The sequence below is a fragment of the Microbulbifer okhotskensis genome, assembly GCF_023895975.1.
In the GTDB taxonomy this organism is placed as follows: domain Bacteria; phylum Pseudomonadota; class Gammaproteobacteria; order Pseudomonadales; family Cellvibrionaceae; genus Microbulbifer; species Microbulbifer okhotskensis.
Window position 1 is genome coordinate 39,321 of sequence record NZ_JALBWM010000004.1, and the last position, 24,888, is coordinate 64,208.

The 24,888-nt window shown below is 47.4% G+C and carries 21 protein-coding genes; 6 read left to right on the forward strand and 15 right to left on the reverse strand.

The window, feature by feature from the left end; all coding sequences use genetic code 11:
* Positions 1–376: 376 nt before the first annotated feature.
* Together MO867_RS01645 and polA are read right to left on the reverse strand one after the other, a co-directional pair.
* A complete protein-coding gene (locus MO867_RS01645; RefSeq protein ID WP_252464203.1) occupies positions 377–1,345 on the reverse strand; it encodes a ribose-phosphate diphosphokinase in 969 nt (322 codons plus the stop codon).
* 536 nt (positions 1,346–1,881) lie between these two features.
* Complete coding sequence (polA, locus tag MO867_RS01650; protein ID WP_252464204.1) at positions 1,882–4,620, reverse strand: DNA polymerase I; 2,739 nt, start codon at positions 4,618–4,620, stop codon at positions 1,882–1,884.
* Between the two features lie 322 nt (positions 4,621–4,942).
* Between polA and MO867_RS01655 the strand changes: the two genes are divergently transcribed.
* Positions 4,943–5,236 (forward strand): hypothetical protein, encoded by a 294-nt coding sequence (locus MO867_RS01655; RefSeq protein WP_252464205.1) that lies wholly within the window; start codon positions 4,943–4,945, stop codon positions 5,234–5,236.
* Positions 5,237–5,321: 85 nt separating this feature from the next.
* Here the strand turns inward: MO867_RS01655 and MO867_RS01660 are convergent, their stop codons facing one another.
* A complete protein-coding gene (locus tag MO867_RS01660; RefSeq protein ID WP_252464206.1) occupies positions 5,322–6,296 on the reverse strand; it encodes a metal ABC transporter solute-binding protein, Zn/Mn family in 975 nt (324 codons plus the stop codon).
* Between the two features lie 17 nt (positions 6,297–6,313).
* Here MO867_RS01660 and znuC point away from each other — a divergent pair, with 17 nt between their 5' ends.
* The 3 genes from znuC (at position 6,314) to MO867_RS01675 (ending at position 10,772) form a co-directional block, all read left to right on the forward strand.
* On the forward strand, positions 6,314–7,129 hold the full coding sequence (znuC, locus tag MO867_RS01665) for a zinc ABC transporter ATP-binding protein ZnuC (RefSeq protein WP_252464253.1): 816 nt from the start codon (positions 6,314–6,316) through the stop codon (positions 7,127–7,129).
* A complete protein-coding gene (locus MO867_RS01670) occupies positions 7,130–7,930 on the forward strand; it encodes an iron chelate uptake ABC transporter family permease subunit (protein ID WP_252464207.1) in 801 nt (266 codons plus the stop codon). It abuts the gene before it with no gap.
* Positions 7,931–8,132: 202 nt separating this feature from the next.
* Positions 8,133–10,772: a TonB-dependent receptor gene (locus tag MO867_RS01675; protein ID WP_252464208.1), complete on the forward strand. Its 2,640-nt coding sequence runs from the start codon at positions 8,133–8,135 to the stop codon at positions 10,770–10,772.
* A 91-nt stretch (positions 10,773–10,863) separates the two neighbouring features.
* Here MO867_RS01675 and MO867_RS01680 read toward each other — a convergent pair whose 3' ends face one another.
* The 8 genes from MO867_RS01680 to MO867_RS01715 all read right to left on the reverse strand — a co-directional run bounded on the left by MO867_RS01680 (position 10,864) and on the right by MO867_RS01715 (position 17,949).
* Positions 10,864–11,031, reverse strand: a complete 168-nt coding sequence (locus MO867_RS01680) for a hypothetical protein (protein ID WP_252464209.1) — start codon at positions 11,029–11,031, stop codon at positions 10,864–10,866.
* Positions 11,032–11,542: 511 nt separating this feature from the next.
* Positions 11,543–12,739: a dipeptidase gene (locus MO867_RS01685; protein ID WP_252464210.1), complete on the reverse strand. Its 1,197-nt coding sequence runs from the start codon at positions 12,737–12,739 to the stop codon at positions 11,543–11,545.
* Positions 12,740–12,972: 233 nt separating this feature from the next.
* Positions 12,973–13,764, reverse strand: coding sequence for a CPBP family intramembrane glutamic endopeptidase (locus MO867_RS01690; RefSeq protein WP_252464211.1), 792 nt, complete (start codon positions 13,762–13,764; stop codon positions 12,973–12,975).
* A 51-nt stretch (positions 13,765–13,815) separates the two neighbouring features.
* Entirely contained in the window at positions 13,816–14,502 is a 687-nt protein-coding gene (locus MO867_RS01695) for an SCO family protein (protein WP_252464212.1), read from the reverse strand.
* Between the two features lie 7 nt (positions 14,503–14,509).
* Positions 14,510–15,403, reverse strand: a complete 894-nt coding sequence (gene cyoE / locus MO867_RS01700) for a heme o synthase (RefSeq protein ID WP_252464213.1) — start codon at positions 15,401–15,403, stop codon at positions 14,510–14,512.
* Positions 15,404–15,449: 46 nt separating this feature from the next.
* A complete protein-coding gene (locus tag MO867_RS01705; RefSeq protein ID WP_252464214.1) occupies positions 15,450–16,529 on the reverse strand; it encodes a COX15/CtaA family protein in 1,080 nt (359 codons plus the stop codon).
* 18 nt (positions 16,530–16,547) lie between these two features.
* Positions 16,548–17,186: a redox-active disulfide-containing membrane protein gene (locus MO867_RS01710; RefSeq protein WP_252464215.1), complete on the reverse strand. Its 639-nt coding sequence runs from the start codon at positions 17,184–17,186 to the stop codon at positions 16,548–16,550.
* Positions 17,176–17,949, reverse strand: coding sequence for an SURF1 family protein (locus tag MO867_RS01715; protein ID WP_252464216.1), 774 nt, complete (start codon positions 17,947–17,949; stop codon positions 17,176–17,178). The genes MO867_RS01710 and MO867_RS01715 overlap by 11 nt, the downstream gene beginning before the upstream one ends.
* Before the next feature lie 31 nt (positions 17,950–17,980).
* On the opposite strand from MO867_RS01715, the gene MO867_RS01720 reads away from it, so the two are divergent.
* Positions 17,981–18,205: a DUF2909 domain-containing protein gene (locus MO867_RS01720; protein WP_252464217.1), complete on the forward strand. Its 225-nt coding sequence runs from the start codon at positions 17,981–17,983 to the stop codon at positions 18,203–18,205.
* 55 nt (positions 18,206–18,260) lie between these two features.
* Here MO867_RS01720 and MO867_RS01725 read toward each other — a convergent pair whose 3' ends face one another.
* The 4 genes from MO867_RS01725 to coxB are packed head-to-tail and all read right to left on the reverse strand — an operon-like array spanning position 18,261 to position 22,449.
* Positions 18,261–19,151 carry a cytochrome c oxidase subunit 3 gene (locus tag MO867_RS01725; protein ID WP_252464218.1) on the reverse strand — a complete coding sequence of 297 codons (891 nt, stop codon included), beginning with the start codon at positions 19,149–19,151 and terminating at the stop codon, positions 18,261–18,263.
* Positions 19,152–19,156: 5 nt separating this feature from the next.
* Positions 19,157–19,729 (reverse strand): cytochrome c oxidase assembly protein, encoded by a 573-nt coding sequence (locus MO867_RS01730; protein ID WP_252464219.1) that lies wholly within the window; start codon positions 19,727–19,729, stop codon positions 19,157–19,159.
* 3 nt (positions 19,730–19,732) lie between these two features.
* Positions 19,733–21,283, reverse strand: a complete 1,551-nt coding sequence (ctaD, locus tag MO867_RS01735) for a cytochrome c oxidase subunit I (protein ID WP_252464220.1) — start codon at positions 21,281–21,283, stop codon at positions 19,733–19,735.
* A gap of 20 nt (positions 21,284–21,303) precedes the next feature.
* On the reverse strand, positions 21,304–22,449 hold the full coding sequence (gene coxB / locus MO867_RS01740; protein ID WP_252464221.1) for a cytochrome c oxidase subunit II: 1,146 nt from the start codon (positions 22,447–22,449) through the stop codon (positions 21,304–21,306).
* 1,064 nt (positions 22,450–23,513) lie between these two features.
* On the opposite strand from coxB, the gene MO867_RS01745 reads away from it, so the two are divergent.
* Positions 23,514–24,800, forward strand: coding sequence for an MATE family efflux transporter (locus MO867_RS01745; RefSeq protein ID WP_252464222.1), 1,287 nt, complete (start codon positions 23,514–23,516; stop codon positions 24,798–24,800).
* The last annotated feature ends 88 nt before the right edge of the window (positions 24,801–24,888 follow it).

Below are 24,888 nucleotides of genomic sequence, written 5' to 3' on the forward strand. Positions count from 1 at the left end.
CATGGAAGTAAGCCTATATTAGGCTCTGAGACAGATTAATTCCGGAAATAGATTCCATTCACGGCAACAAAATATTTTTCAATATCACCTGAAAATAGATTTTTTTGATTTTTCCTGGCTAGACCGCAAAAACCACAGACAAAAAAAACCCCGGAGTTGGGGATCATCCGGGGGGAAAAAGCTTAACGCTTTGGGGTTAGGGAGCAACAATGAACTGCTTACTTGGATGCAACTTATCCTTTGATGGTTCCCAACGCTTAAGTAAATAAGTGTAAATGAAGCCCATGATTAGGCGCGAAAATCGCTCAAATGATTAGAACTGTGATTTTTGGGGTGCATCGGTTGCTGAAAAACCACCTCAGTTATTTTTAAACCCCTAGATCGTTAATTCAGTCACAGGACCATTGTCGTGAATACGACGAATACAATCAGCGATCAACGGCGCACAATCAACCCACTCAACATGACCGCTGGTTTGTATCTGGGGCAGTGAGTTGGTCACGGTGACAGATTCCACCGGCAGGTTCGCCATATTGTGATGAGCATCACGGCTAAATTGACCGTGGGCACAAAATACCAAGACCCGCCGCGCTCCTCCTGCTGTTACCGCTTGCACTGCTCTGCAGATAGTGGCACCGGTAGCGAGCAGATCATCGACAATAAGCACTGCGGCATCTTTTACCTCTCCGACCAACGTGCCACCACTTAGCAAAGTGCCGCTACGGTATTTCTCCACGAAGGCGCTTGCCACCGGCACACCCAGTTCATCACTGAGGGCCAAGCGAAATTTTTCAGCGCGTTTGATTCCGCCTTCGTCCGGTGACAGCACTATCAGTGGCCCCGCATCACCGCATAGACGGACCCGTGCCGCTTCAATGAACAGAGAACGAGAGAGCAAATGAACCGTGCGACAACGGAAGCCATTCTCAAATGCGGAAAGGCAGTGGACATCCATGGTCACCACCACATCAACCCCCGCGGCTTCCAAAAAAGTGGCCAAATAGCGGCTTGGCACCGGATCACGCAGGTGGCTCCGACGCTCCTTTCGTGCGTAGCAGAGGTAAGGAATGACGGCAGTCACTCGTGCGGCTCCTGCATCGCGGACAGCACCGATGAAAAACAGACTGCGCATTATTTTTTGGTCAACGCAGCTAATAGCATCGCCATACAGGGATTGCACCAGGAAAACGTCAGCCCCCTCTACATCGTCCAGTGGCCGGACTTTGTGTTCACCATCATCAAACTGTCGCTCCTCATGACGGGAAACCGGCTCGCCCAGACTGGCTGCAACACGCCCGACAAAATCCGCTCCCACATCCAGGCTAAAAAGTTTAAGGCGACTCATAAGCACACCATTGGCCGTCGACCGATAATAAGGTATATCGAGCCGGCGAGTAGCTCCGTATCTATGACCCGGTGAGCAATAAATATGGCAGTATTGAGTAGGCGAACGGCTGTCATCGGGGCCAAGACTCCTTTCCCGGCTTTTTCAGATAACCAGCAGAAAAAGCAAGCAGTGGGGGAAACAGAATGAGAACTCACGGATAGTGCGAGTGCCCAGTAGAGGACAGACTAGACCAGCCCGCCGTGACTAGATGTGTTAGAAATATTACAGGTGACAGCAGGCAAAAAAATGCCCCGGACTTGGGGGAGTACCGGGGCAAACATCTGACTTCCTTGGGGGATGATGACGCATTCCAACGATCTTGCCTTTTTAGAGGGCTTGTCGCCGGAACAGTTCCACGGATTTTCAAAAAGAACGCATAAACGCCTAATAAAACACACAAAATGGCATTTTATTCATCAAAATATATCTATATGCGCCAACTGATTCTGTTCGATACTTATCGAACTCTCAGCTGGCGGAGAATATAACGATCGTTAGTGCGCCTGATCCCAATCCTTGCCCTGTCCCAAGTCCACAATCAGAGGAACATGGAGCTCTGCGGCGCCCTGCATCAACTCGACGATACCCTCGGCCACTCTGTCGATTTCGTCTTTGGGGACCTCGAGCACTAGCTCATCGTGAACCTGCATAATCAACTTGGTGGTTAGCTTTTGCTCGCTGAGCCAGGCATCGACGGCGATCATAGCCCGCTTGATAATATCGGCAGCTGTACCCTGCATGGGTGCATTAATCGCAGTGCGTTCCGCAGCCTGACGCTGCATGCCGTTGCGCGAGTTGATCTCCGGTAAGTACAGGCGGCGTCCAAATAGAGTCTCCACATAGCCCTTCTCTGCAGCCTGGGCACGGGTATCCTCCATATAGCGCAGCACTCCGGGGTAACGCTCGAAATAGCGGTCGATATAAGCCTGTGCATCGCGACGCGGAATATCCAGCTGCTTGGCCAAGCCAAAAGCCGACATACCATAAATCAAGCCAAAGTTGATCGCCTTGGCGCGGCGGCGCTGTTCATCGGTCACCTCATTCTGAGCCACTTCAAATACTTCCGCCGCCGTTGCACGGTGAATGTCAGCACCATGGGCGAACGCATCCACTAAGCCCTTGTCACCGGACAGGTGCGCCATAATACGCAGTTCGATCTGAGAGTAATCCGCTGCAATGATTTTGCTGCCGCCGTTGATACGTGGGTCTGCGGTAAAGGCACGACGAATACGGCGCCCCTCCTCAGTGCGGATGGGAATATTCTGCAGATTGGGGTCGCTGGAGGACAGACGCCCGGTGGCCGCCACCGCCTGATGGTAGGAGGTGTGTACCCGACCAGTGGCGGGATCAATCATCTTCGGCAGCTTATCGGTATAGGTATTTTTCAGTTTGGCCAGACCGCGATACTGCATAATCAACGCCGGTAACTCATGGTTATGAGCCAGCTCCTGCAGTACGGCCTCCGCCGTTGACGGCGCCCCCTTAGGCGTTTTCTTGATTACCGGAATCTGCAGTTTCTCAAAGAGTATGACCCCCAGTTGCTTGGTAGAACCTAAATTGAACTCTTCACCGGCAGCCTCGTAGGCCTTCTGCTCCAGCTCGTGCATCTTCTGCTCCAACTCAGCACTTTGTACTGCCAGCATCTTCGCATCTATGTAAGCACCATTGCGCTCCATGCGCGCGAGTACCGGCAACAGCGGCATCTCAATCTCATCGAGAACCTTCAGCAAAGTCGGCTCGCGCTCCAGGCGTGTATTCAGCTCATGGTGTAAGCGCAGGGTGATATCCGCATCCTCAGCCGCATAGGGGCCCGCCTGGTCCAGCTCAATCTGGTTAAAAGTGAGCTGCTTGGCGCCTTTTCCGGCGATATCTTCAAAATGTACCGTGTGTTCACCCAGGTACTTGAGCGCCAAGCTGTCCATATCGTGACGGCTACCGGTACTGTCGAGCACATAGGACTCCAGCATGGAGTCACGCGAGATACCGCGCAGTTCGATATCGTAGTTAGCCAGGATGTGGCTGTCGTATTTAAGATTCTGCCCTACTTTTTTCTGTTGTTCGTCTTCCAGCAATGGCTTCAGTTTCGCCATTACTTCATCGAATGGCAGTTGCTCCGGGGCGCCCATGTAATCGTGGCTAAGGGGAACATAAGCGGCACGGTAGGGTTCTACAGCGAACGACACCCCCACTAATTTTGCCTGCATGTAGTTAAGACTGGTAGTTTCGGTATCGAAGGCAAAGATATCTGAGCCTTTGAGCTGCTGCAGCCAGCTGTCAAATTCTGCCATTTCAGTAACAATGACATAGTCGCGCTCAACCGCCTCAGCCATAGCCTCATCGACCTCTTCACGAGTCAGTTCTTCCTGCCAGCCACGGAACTCACTGTGCGTGAATAGCTCGATCAATGCCTCAGTATCAGGCCCTAAGTTGTGCAGGTCCTGTGGGTGGTAAGGCATCTCTACATCGGTCTTGATTGTGGCCAGCTTGTATGAGAGCTCCGCCGCTTCGCGGTGTTCTTCCATTTTTTTGCCGAGGGTTTTGGAACCACGAAAACCCAGTGGTGCTATTGCATCCAGATCCGCATATATATCCTTGAGCCCACCGAGGTTCTGCAACAGCGCCAATGCAGTCTTTTCACCGACCCCAGGTACGCCGGGGATATTGTCAGACTTGTCCCCCATCAGCGCGAGGAAGTCGATAATCAATTCGGGGCCAACTCCAAATTTCTTTGTAACACCCTCGCCGTCCATCTCTGTGTTGTTCATGGTGTTCACCAGGGTGACACCGGGACGCACCAGCTGCGCCATATCTTTGTCACCGGTGGAAATAATCACCTGCTGTCCCTGGCGCTGGGCCTCCAGCGCCAGGGTGCCGATCACATCATCCGCTTCAACCCCGTCGATAACCAAGCGCGGCAAACCCATGGCATCAATAATGTCGTGAATCGGTTGAATCTGCTCACGTAGATCATCAGGCATCGGCGGACGATGGGACTTGTATTCAGCAAACATCTCATCGCGAAAAGTCTTACCCTTGGCATCAAATACCACTACTACGGGGCTATCCGGGTGCTCCCTCAGGTGTCGACGCAGCATGCTGATCACACCGCGTACTGCACCGGTGGGTCGGCCCTGGCTGGTGGTCAGCGGAGGCAGGGCGTGGAAGGCGCGGTACAAATAGGAGGAGCCATCCACCAGAATCAACGGGGCGGCTGAGTTGCTTTGTTTACTCATAAATTACGGGATTCTTGCTTGCTTAGTTTGGCGCTCATGGCGCGCGGCAGGCCGATAGGATAACGCCCTTCGCACAGTTTTTCCGCTCGCTAATGCCCTGTACAAAGTGCAATTGCACAAAAGCCCACTCATCTCAACGCACAAGTTAAAACTATCGGCGCAACAGCCTCACCAAATCTTCAGGCTTGTCTAGTCTTGCCGGTAGCGACCCATGCGTTCGCTATCCCCCGGAAATTAAATCTGCTCAGGCTGCCAGCAGGCAGTCGGAAACCTTTTTTTCCGAAAAATTGAAATCCCTGATGTTGAAGGAAGGATTCTAAAGATGAGAGGAGTGATACCTGCGGCCCTACTGCTGACCGTCAATGTACTGGCTATTCCCGCCAGTGCATTTTCGGATTGCGATACTGGGCTTACTACCCAGGCTGGGACAGCCGGGGAAGCGCAAGCCAAGCGACCAGAGGAAAGGAACCCCGAGCTTATGCTCAAACAAGCCATGCGTGAAAAGGAAAATGACCTGCTGCAAAGGCAGATGCGCCATCTTGAAAAACTACAGCAGCAGGCTGAGCGAAATGCTGTCCGCACAGAGAAGCTCCAGGAGATAAAAGACAGATCCTGACATCGCCTCGGTTACTGCAATCCCGCCCGCCGACTTGGGCCTTGGGCGGGGTTATTATGCTTCCCGCTACGCCTTGGAATTACTTTTAATCCCCACCATTGTCGGGAATCTCGCTCAAACAGCTGCGGGCCTGGGTGAGGAGCGACTCAATCAGGTCTCGATAGTTGGCGTCGGGGCCAAGCTGCTCACCCAATGGGTCCAATGCGGCATAACGTAATCCCAGGTTCTCCGCCAGCTGACGGTCGCGGTCATTGGCGGGTACTTCCCCAAACAGGCAACCATTGCCAACCGAGGAAAGCGCTAACATCGCCCTGGCACCATGTCCGCCACCACTGCCATCGCCGAGGGGGAGTGTCACCACGCCCGCTGAACCAAAGAAATGACCATAGGCATCGTGGGTAACAACGATAGGCACTTGGCGATACCCGTACAAAGCCCGGTCGAGCACCTTTTGTAAATTTGCCATAGCGCTGGAAAATACCCTCGCGCGCCTTATAAACAGCTCTGCCTGCTGTGGGCGCAGTTCTGCCAAGCGCTGAGCAATCTGTGCCGCCGCTATTGCGGCATTGCGGGGGCGCAGCCAGAGGTGGGGATCTGAGGGGCTGGCCCCCTGATATTCAAAAGCGCTCCCCCCCAGTAATTGCATTCGCTTTTCGATAGGTAGCAAAGCTGCCTGCTTAGCCAGCACCCCCTCCATTTGTGGTCCCAACCACACCAGCAACAGGGCTCGCTCCAGCGCAGCCCGATCTGAAACGCTAGGCGCATAGTGGTGCGGGTCAGCACCTTCGATAAGCACCCGTATCGGAATATCACCACCGGTGATCTCCTGGGCAATCAACGCCAGGGGACGTACGCTGACAACCAGCGCGCGCTCCTCACCGGCATCAGGTTTACTGCAAGCCCCTAGGCTGAGAACGAGCAATAACATCAAAGAGTACTTAATACGGCATTTGAACGGAGGCATAAGAAACATTAGGCGAAGCAAAATTGCGATATAATCACAACCGGCCCCAAGCCGCCAGTCCAGTCGGCCATGATCGGTGTGCTGCACCAGTGCCATTAAGCCAAATACCTTATATGTTTCCCCTCGGAGATTGCACCCTGAACCCACTCCAGCCGCTTATCACTGCTGACAATATCGCCCTGTTGGTGGGCGGCAGGCAGCTACTCAAGGACATCACGGTTGAATTGTCGCAAGGCGAGATTGTCACCTTAATCGGCCCCAATGGTGCTGGAAAGACCACCCTACTACGTCTTTTACTGGGCCTCAGCCAACCGAGTCAGGGCCGTATTTGGCGCAGAGAGGGGCTGCGCATTGGTTACATGCCCCAAAGGCTGCATATCGATGGCTCTATGCCGATGTCGGTGGAGCGCTTCCTGCAACTGGGCCAGCCGAGGATGAAGTTGTCCCAAGCCAGGTCGGCCCTGCAAAGAGTCGGTGCCGAACAATTGATCGGCGCCACACTTGCCAATCTGTCTGGAGGCGAAATGCAGCGGGTATTACTCGCTCGGGCGGCATCGCGCAAGCCCCAGCTATTGGTACTCGATGAACCAACTCAGGGGGTCGATGTGGGTGGGCAGAGTGAGCTGTATCAACTGATTGCTACACTTCGCGACGAACTGGACTGTGGTGTTTTACTGGTTTCCCACGACCTCCATCTGGTAATGGCTGCCACTGACCGGGTTCTTTGCCTCAACCAGCATATCTGTTGCCACGGCCACCCCGAGCAGGTGAGCCGCCATCCAGCCTATCTGGAGTTATTCGGCGACAAAGTGGCGCCATATACTCACCAGCACAACCACCAACACAAACTGAGTGGTGATATTGCAGTGGCTGGCAACACGTCTAACCGACACCCAGACTCAACCCCAAAAAATAAAGAGCAAAAATAAGTGGTCGATTTCGGCGAATTACTGCAAAGCCAATTTCTCTGGTACGCCCTCGCCGCCGGCCTGTTGGTCGCCATTATTAGCGGTCCCTTGGGATGCTTCGCTGTATGGCGACGTATGGCCTATTTTGGTGACACCCTCGCACACTCCGCTCTGCTGGGCGTTACGCTCGGTTTTGTATTTCAAATAATGCCAACCCTCGCGGTAGGGATTACCTGTTGCGCACTCGCTTTACTGTTGATGTATCTGCAGCGCCGCCAGAAACTGGCGGTAGACACCCTACTCGGTATCCTGTCTCACTCAATGCTGGCATTGGGGATTGTCACTGTCAGCTTCTTCCAGATTAAAGTGGATTTGCTGTCTCTATTATTGGGAGATCTGCTCGCCGTGAGCAGTCAGGATCTGGTATTGATGGCCATTGCCGCCTCGGCAATCCTGATTTTGCTGTACTTTTTATGGGAACAGTTGTTGGCATTTACCCTTCATGAGGAGCTGGCTTCCGTCGAGGGCGTACCGGTAGAGCGCTTGCGCATCGCCCTGATGTTGATGTTGGCCATACTGATTGCCATCGCCATGAAAGTGGTGGGGGTGTTGTTAATTACCGCTCTTCTGATTATTCCTGCCGCTGCGGCGCGCAAATTATCCCGCACGCCGGAACGCATGGCAGTACTGGCCTCTATGATCGGCTGCCTTGCGGTAGTGCTCGGCCTCCTCGCCTCTGTCCTGTGGAATACCCCCGCAGGTCCTTCCATAGTCCTCGCCGCTGCAGTGTTCTTCCTCGCTTCACAAGCGCGCCCCACCTGATTAATCGGTGACGACAAACTCATCCTAAATTCCTATTCCTAAAAGGCAATTGTCGCAAATTGTCGCCTTAATCCACCAAATAATGAGATTTTGGTCACCAATTTCCGCAATAAGCGGATGGCTAGCCATTCGCCAATTGTGTCAGTTTTCCGCCATTGCTAGTGTTGCCCGACGACCAGCCCCATTAGGCCAGTCACGGATAATGACAATAAAATGGATGAGCAACGATATGGAAAAATTCTCTCTCCACCGCAAGGTATTAACAACTGCCATACTGGCTGCAACGGCAGCCACCACCCCGCAGGTACTCTTTGCTGCTGAAGACCAGACGATGGAAGAAGTCGCCGTCGTGGGTTCGCGCATCAGCCGTAACTCGGAGTTCGAAACAGCCACACCTATCCAGGTTATGGATCGTGAAGCCATTGAGAAATCCGGTTACACCAACCTGCAACAACTTTTTGAGAAAAACCCTGCTGCAGGTAACGGTACTTTTTCTACCCGCGGAAACAATCAGGACTCCACCGCCAATGGCGCTGCGGCCGTGAGCCTGCGTGGTATGGGCGCCGATGCGACCCTGGTCTTGGTCAATGGTCGGCGCGTGGCTATCAGTGCTTTTGCCGAGAGCATCACCACCAGCTTTGTCGATATCAATAGTGTGCCACTCGCCGCCATTGAGCGAGTCGAAGTATTAAAGGACGGAGCTTCTGCGATCTACGGTTCCGATGCTGTCGCCGGTGTAGTGAACCTGGTGTTACGCAAGGACTTTGAGGGCGCTGAAGTCTCTGTCGATTACGGCGGTGCCGATGGCTACGACGAGCAATCAGTTTCTGCGATATGGGGGGTCAACGGTGATGAATCAAACCTAACTGTCATTTTTGATCACCATAAAAACAGCCGTCTATCCAGCACCGAACGCAGTGGACTGGATACCGCCAATCAATCCAGCCGTGGTGGCATGGATTTCCGTTCCTCCAGAGGATATCCCGGCAGCTTCAGCGTTAATGGTACTATTGTTCCCGATCCAAACTGTCCCGAGGAGCGTGATACTGGTGAGGTCTGTGTGTACGACTACGGCCCCTGGACGCTCATTACACCCGAAGCTGAGCGCACCGGCTTGATTATGCTGGGCCATACCCAGTTGACGGAAGGGGTGGAGTTCTTCAGCGAGATCGCTGTTCAACACAATACCTCAGTGGCGCAGGGCGCTCCCACGCCCCTGGACGGTGACGCAGGGCTCTACGTACTTGCAGATCACCCCAACAATCCGTTTGGCGAGGATGTGGATATTTTCCGCTATCGCACGGTAGATGCCGGACCGCGCCAGTGGGATATCGAAACAGACAATCTGCGCGGTGTTTTTGGCCTGCGCGGTACTATCGCCGACTGGGACTGGGAGGCTTCCGTGCAGCGCGCTCGCAGTGAATCTACTCAGACCGGCGGCCGATCCCAGGGCTGGGTTCGTACCGACCTGCTACAAGAGGAAATTAATGCCGGACGCTACAATCCGTTTGGCGGCGTACAAAACCCCGATTCAGTGATTAATGACATCACTACGAGTCTAGTGCGTCAGGGAAAATCCGATCTCACCAGCTACGATTTTTCTATCAGCGGAGACCTGTTCGATACCGCTAATGGCACCATTGCTATGGCTGCGGGTCTGGAATACCGTGAAGAAAAAGCATCGGACACTCCGGACGACCAGTTTCAGCGCGGTTTGATTTTTGGCACTGAGTCAGTATCAGCTAATGCCAGCCGAGATATATCCTCAGCTTTTGTCGAGTTCGCTATTCCTCTTCCCGCTAGGTTCGACCTGACTTTGGCGGCTCGTTATGACGATTACAGTGATTTCGGCAGCACCACCAATCCTATGGCCAACTTGCTATGGACCGCGACGGATGCACTGTCTCTACGCGCTTCCTGGGGAACAGGCTTCCGCGCCCCCTCATTGGCACAAGTAGGTCTGGGCCCATCGCAGGAGTCTCTGTTCTTTATCGATTCCTATGGTTGCGAGGTTAATCCAACCTACTGTAATAGCACCGACTACAACATCATTTTCTCCGGTAATCCGGATCTGGATGCGGAAGAGTCCGAGTCTTATAATATCGGCGCCGTTTTTGAACCTATCGAAAACCTGCAACTATCTCTCGACTACTGGAATATCACTCAGGAAGGTAAGATTGACGAAGTTCCCTTCGGCTATATCTACACCCTCTACTGCTGGGACCAGGACAGCACTGTGTGCCGCCGGGACACACCTCTCGATGGCGAGTCTCTCGGTGCCCTTCAGTCCATTGACAGCAGTTTCACCAATATCGGTGAGCAAGAGGTCTCTGGTATTGATTTAAGTATTGTGTACAGCGGGATAGAACTGGTAGGTGGCGATCTGGGCCTGCGTTTGGACTACTCCTACCTGGCTGAATTTGAGCGTGTTGAGCTCAACTCTTCCGGCAACGCTTTTATCACTCGTGACTTAGCGGGGGAGTATGAATACCCTCAACACCGCTGGAACGCTACCGCGGACTGGACTTTTGACACCTTCGGCTTTAGTGCAGGGCTTAGCTATATCGGTGAATTTGAGGATACCCCGGATATCGATTTCGATGGCACCCTCGATTACGACACCAACAGCTCTCGTACTGTGGACTCTTTCCTCACCATGAACCTACAAGCTCGTTACACCGGCCTGGAAAATATGGTGCTGAGCCTCGGTGCGGATAATATCCTGGATGAAGAGCCACCCTTCGCGATCGGTGACGGTAATTCAGACCTCTATGGCTATGTCGAATCACAGCACGACCCACGCGGCCGCTTTATCTATGGCAAAATGACTTACAGCTTCTAAAAGCTAGTAGGAATTGGTTGCCAGATAAAAAGGGAAGCCTGTGGCTTCCCTTTTTATCCCTTGGATACAGCGTTATTCTTGTACATAGTTACTATTTAACTTTACCTCGCTTTCTTTTTATTGCCTCTGCTTCGAGAGATAAACGCTGTTTGGCCAACTCCACCCCCGCCTTTCGGAATTCGTGGATTCCCAACAAGATACCGATAAACTCAAACAATGACACTGCCAGACCAATAAAAAGCAGGTAGATTTCTGGCATATTTAATTCCTGCGAGCTAACAGCGCCGATACTTTAAAATAAATACCCAAGACCAGCACCGTAGGTATCCAAAGAGCAGTAAAAATACCCTGCTCTTTGTATCCACTGAACCAAAGCCATGCAGTTAGAACAAAGCAAATAAAAACCGCCAATAAGATAAAAAAATCTGACGCTTTAAGCACCTTTCATTCCCTCGAATCTTCGTCAAAATCCCAAAATCCGACTGCAGCCAATAGCAATCCAAATACAGCAATACCTGCCGGAATTCTTAACCCCAACACACCAAAAACATCTAAAATGGAGGGAACAAAATCGAGAAATCCGATTATGGCCCACAGAAAGACTAAACCTGCTATCAGCAGACCTATCCACCCGAAGATCAACCGCGTTGTCTTTAATCGAAAATAGCTAGCCAAATGAATATTCTGTGATTATTTCCAGCATAAAGATTTCACCGAGCAAATTTCTACCGATAGAATAGTGCATCTGCAATCAACCGGAAAGACAGTTTCTACCCTTTGCGGCTTTTGGCATATTCTTCATTGGCTTGCCAAACCCTCACCAGATTGGCACCTAATATTTTTTCAATATCATCTTTGCTATAACCTCGCTCCAGTAAACCTTGTACCAGATTCGGGTATTGAGAAACATCTTTTAAACCCGTTGGCAAGCTATCACCAACACCATCAAAGTCTGAACCGATTCCAATATGATCCACACCCACCAAGTTTCGAACATGATCAAAATGATCAAGGACATCTTTTAAATCAGCGAAAATAAATTTTTCACTGGAAAGTTTGTCAGTAAATTCCTTCACTTCAGTACTATCTTTAGAAAACCCTTTATCCTTGATAAATTTCTCCACTGATGCACTGATTTCAGCATAAGAATCACGCGATATTTCGCTAATAAAAGTGGAGCCAAAATTAACCATAATTATGCCTCCATTATCAGCGAGCGCTTTGATCATCTCATCACTCATATTTCGCTCAAATCCTGGGGTGAAATGTCGGGCAGAGGAATGCGAGGCAATTATAGGGACTGCGGATAGGTCAACAACCTGCCAAAAAGCATCATCCGAAACATGCGATATATCTATCATAACCCCCTCTCGGTTCATTTCACGGACTAGCCGCTTGCCAAAAGCGCTCAAACCCTCCCAGGGACGATTTTCATCATAGGAGGAATCAGAAATATGATTACTCTTTGAATGAGTCAAAGTTATATATCGCACCCCTCTTTTAGAAAAGTGGCGCAGGTTTGCAAGATCTCCTTCAATGGGAGCGCCATTCTCTATTCCGAGCGGCAAAGAAATAAGTCCCGTCTTTACCTGAGCTTGTAGCTCCTGTATAGATCGGGGTATAGCAAACTTATCAGGGTGCTTTTTTACCATCGCTTCCACCTTATCTATCAGTGAATCGGCATAAGATTTTGCATTGCCCTGAGCTTCCTTCTCAGCTGGTACATAAATAGACATAAATGGTGCATTCAATCCTCCGATCTTGGCCCGCGGAAAATCGAAATCCCCTCCTTTTGTACTAACCCCAACATCTTCCTCACTATGAGTTAACCGGTAGGGAACATCCACATGTCCATCAATAATAAGATGCTTTTTTGTCAGTTCTTCTGCCAGATTTTTGTTTTCTCCTGAGAACACAAAACCACTAGCGACAATACATAAGGCACCGGCTAAAAAGTTGGCTTTCAATTTATAATCTCCTTAAATGATCTATTAGAAATAATTTTCAACTCTGATTTCATCAAACGACTACTATCTTTAAGCTATGTTTTTAATACCTCATTTAAAGCAGTTAAGCCAGAAGAGGATTCGGAAATGTCTTTCAGACCGTAGTGAATTGGCAGATTCTCAGGGTACTACTAGAACATCTCTAAAATGGAGCTGTGAACTGATACCGAAAGGGTGCCTTAGACAGTATTGCTCTATCCTGGCAGGGGATATGGCAATAACAGAATGTGCAGGAGGTTGACTCCCCAATGTGCAAATACGCAAATCCAAAAATTTTGCCGTAGATACCAGAGCAAGGCATAGGATAAAGAAGCAAATCCTAATAACAAGAATGCCGCAATATCTGTAGACCTACCTCCATGAAGTAGTACAAATATACAAGCTACCATTGGCACGGATAACCAGCGCCATCCTCCCAATACTTCCCCAGCTCCTCGCTGCAAGATCCAGCGAAAAAATCCTTCTTCGCTAATACAAACAACCAGTAAATTGATTAACGCATATATTAGTATTGCCCATGAAAACTTTAAGGACAAAGGGTAGATGAAAAGCCCAACGAGAATAGGAAGCGATATCGCTAAAAGAAGGAATGGTAAATCAGAAAATCGGAATGATTGTCTTAATCGCAGCATAAAAGCCAGCAACGCGATTGCAATGACCGCCTTCCCACCATTTAAGTTCGCATAGACCAAGTTACCATCCGCATCTGAATAAGGAGCAGTAATCTGTATATGTTCACCTCCTGGTAGAAAATTAAGACCTGTAACCAGCATTAATACAGCCACAGAAACAAATGACAGAGCGCGTTTCCAGCCGCTACTAGACTCTATTGCCACCAAAGCAATCCACGTCAGAGGAGCAACAAGCCCGGTCCAACCAAATGGGATAATACATAACAATAATAACAGGGGGGCCGCCCAGGGGCTAATTTTTCGTACTTGCCCCGGGTATTGATCTGCCTGTTTATCGACTACCCCATTTCGCATTATTTCCCTTATAACTCTGCCGCTTGTTTAATCAAAAAACAAAAGATTACATTACCCTTTAAATGTTGCTCGTATTGATCTATAGGTCAACTTCATCTTTGCTGGATCTAAAGGAGCTTTGAAAAAGGCATGATAATGTCCGCGAGGATTAATTAGAACAACTTGTGATCCATGATCTATCGTATAGCCCCCATCCTCTAGAGTTACTTTATTGAAAGGTACATTAAGCTGCGTTGCGAATCTTTTCAATTTAAAAAAATCACCGGTAATACCACGAAATTCTTGATTAAAATAACGAACATAGTGACTCAACTGTTCAGGATTGTCCCTGCCTGGATCGACAGAAACAAGAACAACATCCGTATTTTCCTTGGTGTTCCGATCTAACGTTTTATAGAAGGTATTGAGTGTGGATAAAGTTGTCGGGCATATATCTGGACAATGGGTAAAACCAAAAAATACCAACGTCCACCGGCCTTGAAAATTTTCCGTGTGGAAAGGTTTACTGTCATCAGATAATAGTTCAATGTTATCTATTACCCTCGGACGTTGTAGCTTTACAGTTCCATTAATCCTTAGCTCAGTATCGCTGATTACTCGGGGTTGTCCTAACTTGTGCATAAACCCAGCAAGTACAGCCAGTATAAATACGAGAAGAACAGAAACAGTAATCCTAATTCCACGCTTTTGATTATTCAAGGCAGTGTGCTTTTCCATACCCATTGATTGATTTTTCATTTATGCCTCATACAGCAACTAAATAGTGATCCAAAAGCATGATGCAAAATAGAGCCATTAGATAGATTATGGAATACCTAAAAGTTTCAATGCCGGCATTTGGATTTCTCCCTAGAAGCATAATGAAACTCCAGTAAATAAACCCGAGACCGAGCACTACAGCACCAAGTAGATAGAGCCAGCCAAACATTGCGGTAGCAAATGGCAATAGACTTACCGCCAATAAGATGAAGGAGTACAGAACAATATTCAGGTTTGTGTAAGGAATACCGTGAGTGACTGGCAACATGGGTACATCCGCACGCGCATATTCTTCTTTGCGGTGTACCGCCAATGCCCAAAAATGTGGCGGCGTCCATGCAAAGATAATCAGCATCAATAACAATGCATGGCCATGAATCTCTCCAGTAACCGCCGTCCAGCCCAAAAGAGGTGGTGCTGCCCCGGCGAGACCACCAATCACAATATTTTGAGGGGTAGCCCGCTTAAGAAACATGGTATAAATAACTGCATAGCCAAGTAATGATATTAGAGTTAGCCAGGCAGTTAGAACATTGACAAAAACCAATAGAACAGACATCCCCGCGATGCCGAGTGTCAGTGCAAATATTATTGCCCTGCGCGGTTCAACTCTGCCTTTGGCGATTGGCCGATTACTGGTTCGTGCCATTTTTATATCGATATGTCGATCAACCAAGTGATTCACTGCCGCCGCACTACCGGCACACAATGCAATGCCCAGATTTCCAAATATCAATATATCTATTGGAACCATTCCAGGCACAGCCAATAGCATCCCAATTAAAGAGGTTAGGAGCATTAACATAACTACGCGAGGCTTGGTTAATTCATAATAATCGCGCCACTGCAGGTCGGTAATCCGGGCTGTATTGATGGCCATAGTCACACCTACTATTCAGTTTATCTATTGTTTTTTTAATATCTATTCATGAATCAAGCGTTATTGCACTTTCTTGTACGCTTCTCCCAAGTTGAATCTCATCCCGATCAATTCTGGCTGCCTTCAATATACCTATTCGATATATAAAAGTCAGAATACTTAATAACAGAAGGGCTGCTCCCGCATTGTGGGCAACTGCAATACCTAAGGGTAAAAACATAACGACATTAGCAATCCCCAAACTCAACTGGAGAGTTAGCACTCCAGAAAGCCAAATAGCCCAACGAATTGCTCCGGTACGCCATGTATAAGTGGCCAGGATAAGAACGATTAAAGTCACTAGTAGGCCCCCTAAACGATGCGCGAAATGAATAGCCGTGCGGGCATCATTTTCGAGTGCTCCCCCTAAATAATTGGGACCAATTTTTTGGGTGATGTTAAATCCTGCCGAAAAATCGGCTCTGGGCAACCATTCGCCGTGACAAGTTGGGAAATCTGGACAAGCCAGTGCCGCATAATTAGAACTGGTCCAGCCACCTAAAGCTATTTGCAGTATCACTACTACAACTGCAACTAGTGCCAAAGGTCGTAGACGTTTTAAAGCCCGAAGTTGCTCTATGGGTACACGCCACTCACGTTGGTGTAATCTCTCGTAAATAATCCACAACAAGGATAACGTTGCCATACCTCCGAGTAAATGTGCTGTTACTACCTGGGGCCACAACTTTAGTGTCACTGTCCACATACCAAACGCAGCTTGTAGTAAGATAACCAATAATAGAATATGCGTTTGCTTAAAGGTTGGGGTATTTGGATTTTTCCACATCAGGAAAACTAGAAAACCTACCAGCAGAAGTAGGGTACCTGCGAAATATCGGTGCACCATTTCTGGCCAAGTCTTACTGGCATCAACCGGTGATTCTGGATATACACTATTAGCCGCTCTAATCTCACTTTGTTCGACTGGCCAAGTCAGATGTCCATAACACCCTGGCCAATCTGGACAACCCAAACCCGCATCCACTAAGCGGGTAAATGCTCCTAAAGTGACAACGACGACTGTAATAACACATGCAGCCCCTACAATACACTGTGTTAACCGCTTGAGTGATTTTTGAGTGTGCATCTAGCGAAACTCCATCCATTATTTCTCGTAGGAGTATTTCAATAACCGTTTTATATCTTTCAATAGCTGATTTCCACTATGCTGGCTATCATAAGCCATCATTGCAAATCCTTCCTGGTCAACAAGAATCGTTTTAGTTAAGGCAACCCGGTCATTGTCTGTATTTTCTAATAATTCAAGAAATGTATTACTATTTAAACTAACAATTTTTAATTTAGGATGCTCTATCTGCAACTGTTTTTGTCTCTTGCTATCAAGCATTTCACTGACGACAAGAACACGCTCTACACGATTGGCTTTATCACCAAGACGAATATGTACTTGTCTACTAATGTACAGTAAATCTTCACAATCTTTTCCACAATCTCTATCACTTAAGATCAGATAGCGCCACTTTGCGGAATTTCTAGTAATTATTGGTAGCTCCTCTCCATGCTTAATAATTTTAATAGTATTAATATCAAATGCTGGTTGTAATAGCTCACCTTGATTTGCGGTATTATTCGGCATACCGATACCCGTATAAAAAACAATATATGCAGCTACGATTGGAAGAACCACCGATGCAATAATGGAAATACTCTGTATCTTCCTCCCACCAAATAAAGTTTTTTTCACATTTTTTTCTGGTGGCGTCGAGTGGATACTATTTTTCACTTTTAAAATCCCTATTTTTGTTGCTGCATATCTTATATTTTATATTTTGTACAAACCTAGTTGCTGTATACGCCCAAAGAAAGAGTATTGCGATAGCCATCGAAAACCACTGAAAAGCATAGGCTCTATGTCTTTCTGGTCCGCTATTCAAAAAATTCCACTCTGTTACTAGTGCCGTTGCTGAGTCAGCAAATAACCGCACAGACCAATTTTTTTCTGACACATGCAAACCTTGAGTGAAATTTCTGTCAACTTTTTGAATTCTTCTATTTAATTTATCAGAAAGAGGAGGATTTAGATTACTAATAGAATCGACTGGGTATAAATAACCATGCACCAGGTGAAACCCTTTTTGGATATTTAATTTAGGTAAAGATTTCCTGCCATCCCCAAGGGCCACCCAGCCGCGGTTGATTAGCCAGTTAGAGTCTGGTGTTGAGAAAACTTGAAGAACTTCATAACCAACTCGACCATTTCGCGTTCGATTATCTAAAAAATAGATCGCATCTTGATAATAGCCATATAATTTGACCGTTCTATAGGCCCTAAGGTCAGATAGATCTTCAGGCATTTGAGGCTGAGCAGAAAGCCTTGCATCCATCTCTGTTTGCAGAATTGTTTTTTGCTCTGCTCTTTGTAGTTGCCAGACAGCTAGCAGAATGAATAGAAAAAACATACCCACTGAAAAGATAGTGATGGGCCAATTGCGAATCAGTGGTAAACTGAATTTTTTCGCGAAAACTGATGGTGTCTCTACTTTCATGTGCAACTACATAAATAATGGAAAATAATAAATGTGGCTGAAAATTGTTATTGCTATTTTGTTCCTATCAGTGCTTATTAGTCTGTCAAGCGCTCTTTTTTTTCTGTTGAAAGATATTGGAACCACTCAATCCAAACGTACACTTTATGCACTGGGCATCAGAATTTTTCTTGCTGTTCTGCTACTAATTTCTATTTGGTACGGCTTTGAAAGCGGTATTCTTTCAAAGACTGCTCCCTGGGCAGACAAATATTAATTTAGTATTAGCCTTCCTTTGATGTGATTTCAGCACACAAAGAAAGGCTCTAATACTATGCACCCAAAACGTAGACAAAAATGAACAATCCCACCCAAACCACATCCACAAAGTGCCAATACCAGCTGGCAGCCTCAAATCCAAAATGATCATCAGGCTTAAAATGATTGGCGATCACTGATCTTAGCAGCATGATAAGTAGCATTATGGTACCAAGCGTAACGTGTGCCCCATGGAAACCCGTTAGCATAAAGAAGGTTGTTCCATAAATCCCAGACTCTAGTGTTAATCCTAGATGTTGGTACGCCTCATAGTACTCCTTGGCTTGTAGGAAAATAAACATCCCGCCCAGAGCTACCGTTAGCGCCAGCAAAATATTAAAATTTTTCCTTTGATTTTTCTTCAAAAAAACATGCGCAAAATGCACAGTAATACTGGAGGTTAGAAGAATCATGGTATTCCATAGCGGTAGATGCCATGGATCAATTACATCTTTAGGGCCCATTACTTTTGCTGTTTCACCATGGACAGCTGCATCTGGGGTTACATATAGGGGCCAGCTACTTTCAAACCCCTCCCAAAGCATATTCGAAATACCCCGGTCTCCCTCACCACCCAGCCATGGCACCGTGAAATTTCTAATGTAATACAGTGCGCCAAAGAAAGCGGCAAAGAACATCACTTCAGAAAAGATGAACCATCCCATGCCCCACACATAGGATCTTTTCAGTTGGGCGCTATTTAAACCCGCCATATTTTCCTTGATCACCGCTGCAAACCAGAACCACAAGACCGCTGACATCGTCAAGGCGCCGGTGAAGAAAATATATGAACTTCCGCCAGTGATCCAATTAGCCGCACCGAAGGCAATCATGAATAGACCTAGCGTTGCAAAAATTGGAAGCTTAGACTGCTCTGGAACGTAATAACTGCTTTCACTCGCCATAGTATTTATCCCTCTCGCTCGGGGTCGATCTCATTCTTATCAGTTTTATTGGCAAATCTTTCCGTCACATCAAACAGAGTATAGGAAAGAGTTATTGTATTAATACCGTCAGGAAGATCTGGATCTACGATAAAACGCAATGGTAATTCGGCACTTTCTCCCGCCATTAATTCCTGTTGGTTAAAGCAAAAGCATTCTGTTTTATGGAAATACTGCGCCGCCTTAAATGGAACCAGGCTTGGGATTGCCTGGGCGACCATATTTCTTGAAGTACTGTTAGCGGCAATAAACACCATATCTTTAACTTCACCAGGATGAACTTTCATCGATATGACGCTTGGTCGAAATTCCCATGGCATATTCTCGTTGTTGGTAGCAACGAATTGAACGGTAACTATCCTGCTTTTATCGACGGTCGCTGGTACCGCTTGATAACGTCCGCCAGTCTTTCCATTTAATCCAGTAATTTCACAGAATGCATCATAGATTGGCGGCAAAATAAAAATAGAGAAAACTAACATGCTGGCTGCAAACGCCAGCAGTTTGATGGAAATCTTTGTATTTTCTCCGATTCTCATAGGTTAGCGAATAACCGGTGGTGTACTAAAAGTGTGATAGGGAGCCGGTGAAGGTACGGTCCATTCCAAGCCTTCTGGATTATCCCAAACTTCATCAGAGGCTTTCTTGCCACCCATCACTGTGCGCACAACATTAAATAGGAATACGATCTGTGCTGCACCAAACAAAAATGCACCAATACTGGAAATTTGATTAAAATCAGCAAACTGCAGTGCATAATCCGGAATGCGTCTTGGCATACCAGCGAGACCGACAAAATGCATTGGGAAGAAGGTGACATTTAGACCTATAAACGCCAGCCAGAAATGTACTTTCCCCATGACTTCGCTATACATATTCCCGGTCCACTTTGGCAGCCAGTAATAGACCCCAGCAGTGATGGAGAAAATTGCTCCAGGAACCAGTACATAGTGAAAGTGGGCAACAACAAAGTAGGTATCATGATATTGAAAATCGGCTGGAGCAATCGCTAGCATTAAGCCGGAAAAACCACCGATTGCAAACAGAATTATGAACGCAATTGCAAACAACATTGGAGTTTCGAAAGTCATGGACCCGCGAAACATGGTTGAGACCCAGTTAAAAATTTTCACTCCGGTGGGTACGGCAATCAACATTGTGGCATACATAAAGAATAGCTCACCGGCAATCGGCATCCCCACAGTGAACATATGATGCGCCCATACGATAAAGCTCAAAAATGCGATGGCTGCCGTTGCATAAACCATGGAGCTATATCCAAACAGTGGCTTTCTAGCAAAGGTTGGAATAATTGCAGAGATGATACCAAAGGCTGGCAAGATCATGATGTAAACTTCTGGATGGCCGAAGAACCAAAATACATGCTGGAACAATACCGGGTCGCCGCCGCCTGCCGCACTAAAGAAACTCGTTCCAAAATGTATGTCCATTAACATCATGGTCACAACACCAGCCAAAACCGGCATTACTGCAATCAATAGGTAGGCGGTTATTAGCCAGGTCCATACGAATAGCGGCATTTTCATCAGGGTCATACCCGGAGCACGCATATTCAGGATTGTTGCAATAATATTGATCGCTCCCATAATCGAGGATGCACCCATTATATGGATGGCAAAGATAAAGAAGGTCACACTGGGTGGGGCATACTCAGTAGATAGCGGGGCATAAAATGTCCATCCAAAATTTGGAGCGCCCCCTTCCATAAATAGCGTGGAAGCCAGCATGGCAAAAGCAAAAGGAAGAATCCAAAAGCTCCAGTTATTCATGCGTGGTAATGCCATATCGGGTGCACCTATCATCATCGGAAGCATCCAGTTTGCCAGGCCGACAAAGGCTGGCATGACTGCTCCAAATACCATGATAAGGCCATGCATAGTTGTCATTTGGTTAAAGAATTCCGGCTGAACAATTTGCAAGCCGGGTTCAAACAGTTCGGCACGTATGACAAGGGCCATACACCCACCGAGTAAGAACATTGCAAAGCTGAACCACAAATACATAGAACCGATATCTTTGTGGTTGGTTGTATAGAGCCAACGCTTTAAACCGGGCTGAGGGCCATGTGCCATTGTAAAATTCCTCCGAGCGCTTACTGCTTATTCTTAAAATTGAGAATATCTACGGGCTGCACCGTATCACCCATCTCATTACCGAATGCGTTTCGTTGGTAGGTAATCACTGCTGCGAGATCAACCTCTGACAGTTGTTCACCAAAGGCTTGCATTGCGGGATTCACCTCGGAACCGTCGATAACGATATTCATGTGGCCAGTAAGTGGGCCAGTGGCGATTTTGGAACCCGCAATCGCGGGGAACACGCCGGGAACACCCTGCCCATTTGGCTGATGGCAGGCGGCACACGTACGACTGTAGACTTTCTCTCCCTGAGCAAACAGCTCATCGAAAGTGAAAGTTTTTGCGGTAAGCTCTTTCAATTTGACCGCATCGGCGGCGCGAGAAGTCAACCATGTATCATATTCAGCCTGCGGGACCGCTTTCACTACAATAGGCATAAAACCGTGATCTTTGCCGCACAGTTCAGCACACTGACCACGATAGATTCCCGGCTCCTCAATGCGCGTCCAGGATTGATTGATAAACCCTGGGATCGCATCTTGTTTGACGGCCAAATCTGGCACCCACCAAGCATGGATCACATCATTTGCTGTGATCAGAAAACGTATTTTTTTCTTGATGGGAACAACGAGAGGTTCATCTACCTCGAGAAGATAGTTAACCCCCTTTGGTTGCAGATTATCAATTTCTGCTTTAGGAGTGGAGAGATTGGAAAAAAATGAAACCTCAGACCCACGGTATTCGTATTTCCACTTCCACTGATACCCGGTTATCAGGATATTGAGGTCTGCTTCCTCAGTATCATAAATATCATAAAGTGTTTTGGTGGCCGGTATTGCCATCAAAATTAAGATAACGGTGGGTATGATGGTCCAAATCAACTCCACAGCTGTACTCTCATGGAACTGTGCTGCTTTGTAACCCTTACTCTTGCGGTGACGCCACATACTGTAAAACATAATGCCGAACACCAACGCACCTATGGCTACACAAATCCAGAATATCAACATGTGTAACTGGTAGGTGGTCTGGGCAACTTCCGTCACCCCCCGGGGCATATTTAAACCCCAGCGCTCAACATCCTGCTCGTCCGCTAAGACAGCTTGTACAGATAGCGAAGTAGCCAGCAAGGCGAACAGCCGATCGAAGCCTCTCAACATCGCCTACAGATCTCCGTGGTTGCGGGTCTCCTTGCGAAACCCGTAATTTCTATTTTGGCCACTGGCCTTCACGGATAAACGAATCTCACCTGTATTAACTGTCTTACAGGATTAATCCCACACAAAAATTGTGGACATACTGTAGTAACACAAGACAACATACACTGGGCGAGGAGATCTCCCCGCGCTACTGCCGACAGTGCAACTTGTTATTCTTAATAAAAGATTTTTTACTCCAGATGTCGTCGTCCGGAAAGGTACAACCAACAACCAGTTTTTTCTTTATTTATTGCAACTACTGCAGGTACAAAAGGAACACATTGCTGCAGAAAAGTCAATCAGATGTATTGTTAGAAAAATTCAGCTTTATTTCTGAAATTGGTGAAATCAACAAATAAATTCAACCACTTAGCTGGAATATTTTTCTACTTGCTCGGAGAGTGAGGAAATTATTAAACTAGAACAACTTGTTTGGCAAAATATGACAACTTTCTACCAGTTTATACACACCCAATCCCAGGCAAGCTTTTAATCTACTCGATATCTGAGTACTGCTGTGAATGTCAAAAATTCTTAATACTAAATTATGACAACAAGCATCGACTCTCGGTTACCTGAAAGAATGGGGATAAAAGTCCATCAGCCACGATATAGCTGAATGTTAAAGGAGTATTCCTGCACTCACTTTGCAACAAATCAAGCACTCTTTGAAATGGACAGGACCCGTATCTCTCTATTTGCGTGAATTTGATGCGAATAAGTTTTCCAGCATGTGGTTATCTCTTGTACTATCTCCTCTCCGGTCCAATGAAACGGACGCCAAATCAACCTATGATGTTGCGTTGTTTAGAGTAAAAAATTCGTGAAACTTGGTGAATAATGTTTGCTGCTATCTCAACACAAGAAGTCATACAGTCCATGATGTGATTTCATAAGTATCAGTTCAACTTCAGTCTTTACGCACTTCAACAAGTGTTCACTCTTTTGATCAGTCATTGTTAGCTATGTCTACTGCACACACAGATTCTCAACCTTTGTCACGAGTCTGGAACCTGGCTTGGCCAATGATTCTCAGTAATATTTCAGTTCCTTTGCTAGGTATCGTGGACACTGCAATACTCGGGCATCTGTCCTCCCCCGATTATTTATCCGGAGTGGCGATCGGCGCTAGCGTGATGTCTATGCTTCTGTGGGCATTTGGATTCCTGCGCATGGGAACTACCGGGCTAGTCGCCAGAAGTGAGGACTTGGGGATCCAGTGGTTACTACGCGCGTTGATATTGGCTGTCGGGCTGGGTATTTTAGTTATTTTTATCGCTTTTCCTCTGCTTGGCTTTATTGTCAGCTGGATGAACGCCAGTCTCGAGGCCGGTCCCCATGCACTTGCCTACCTGAATATTCGCTTGCTCTCTGCACCTTTAGTTCTGGCAAATTTTGCCATTCTCGGGTTCTTTATTGGTCGGCAGGATAGTCGTGCCCCCCTGTATATTCTTCTAGCGGCCAATCTACTCAATATCGCGCTGGATTTCCTTCTTATCCTTGGCCTTGGTCTGGGGGCCAGAGGAGCAGCCGCAGCTACGGTCTGCGCTGATGTCTTCGCCTTCCTACTGGGCTTATATTTACTTTCTCGCGTCAATAAAAACATCTGGCCCTATATCTGCATAGAGATTCGAAAGAAAAATTTTCTTCCGTGGATTGACTCCACCCCCTGGCTAAACCTGATGAAGATAAATGCTGATCTTTTTATCAGAACCTGCCTACTTCTCTTAACCCTGACATTCTTTACCGCTCAGGGAGCCGCTCAAGGCGACTCGGTCCTTGCCGCTAACGCGATACTGCTGCAGCTGCTTATGATGACTTCTTATGCGCTGGATGGATTTGCCCATGCAACCGAGGCATTGGTCGGCGAATCAATGGCCAAGAAATCTCAACGCTTATTTGAAGCTACAGTGCGCAGCGCTGGTCTTTGGGCGCTGGCCAGCGCCACCTTGATTACGGTGATACTGACGCTAGGTAAGCCCCTGATACTATCGTTATTTACCGATATTGAATCGGTGATCGAGCAGGCTGAGCAAGTATACTGGTGGCTTTGTGCTCTGCCTTTGATTGCGGTATGGAGTTATCAGCTCGATGGTGTATTTATCGGTGCGGGAAAAAGCCGTGATATGCGCAATACGATGTTTATCGCTTCTGTAGTAATTTTCTTTCCCTGTTGGTGGCTAACCAGGGGCTGGGGCAACACTGGCATTTGGTTTAGCTTATTTTTATGGATTGGCACACGATCTTTGGGCCTTATTAGCTATTATCACTACTACACTGTAACCAATTCTTGGTTGCACAAACAAAGCTGATGGATCTGAAATACTTGGCTAGAAATATAAAGTAATAGGCTAAGAAGTCTATTACAACTAGGGAACCTCTGAATAATTCCGAGCTAAT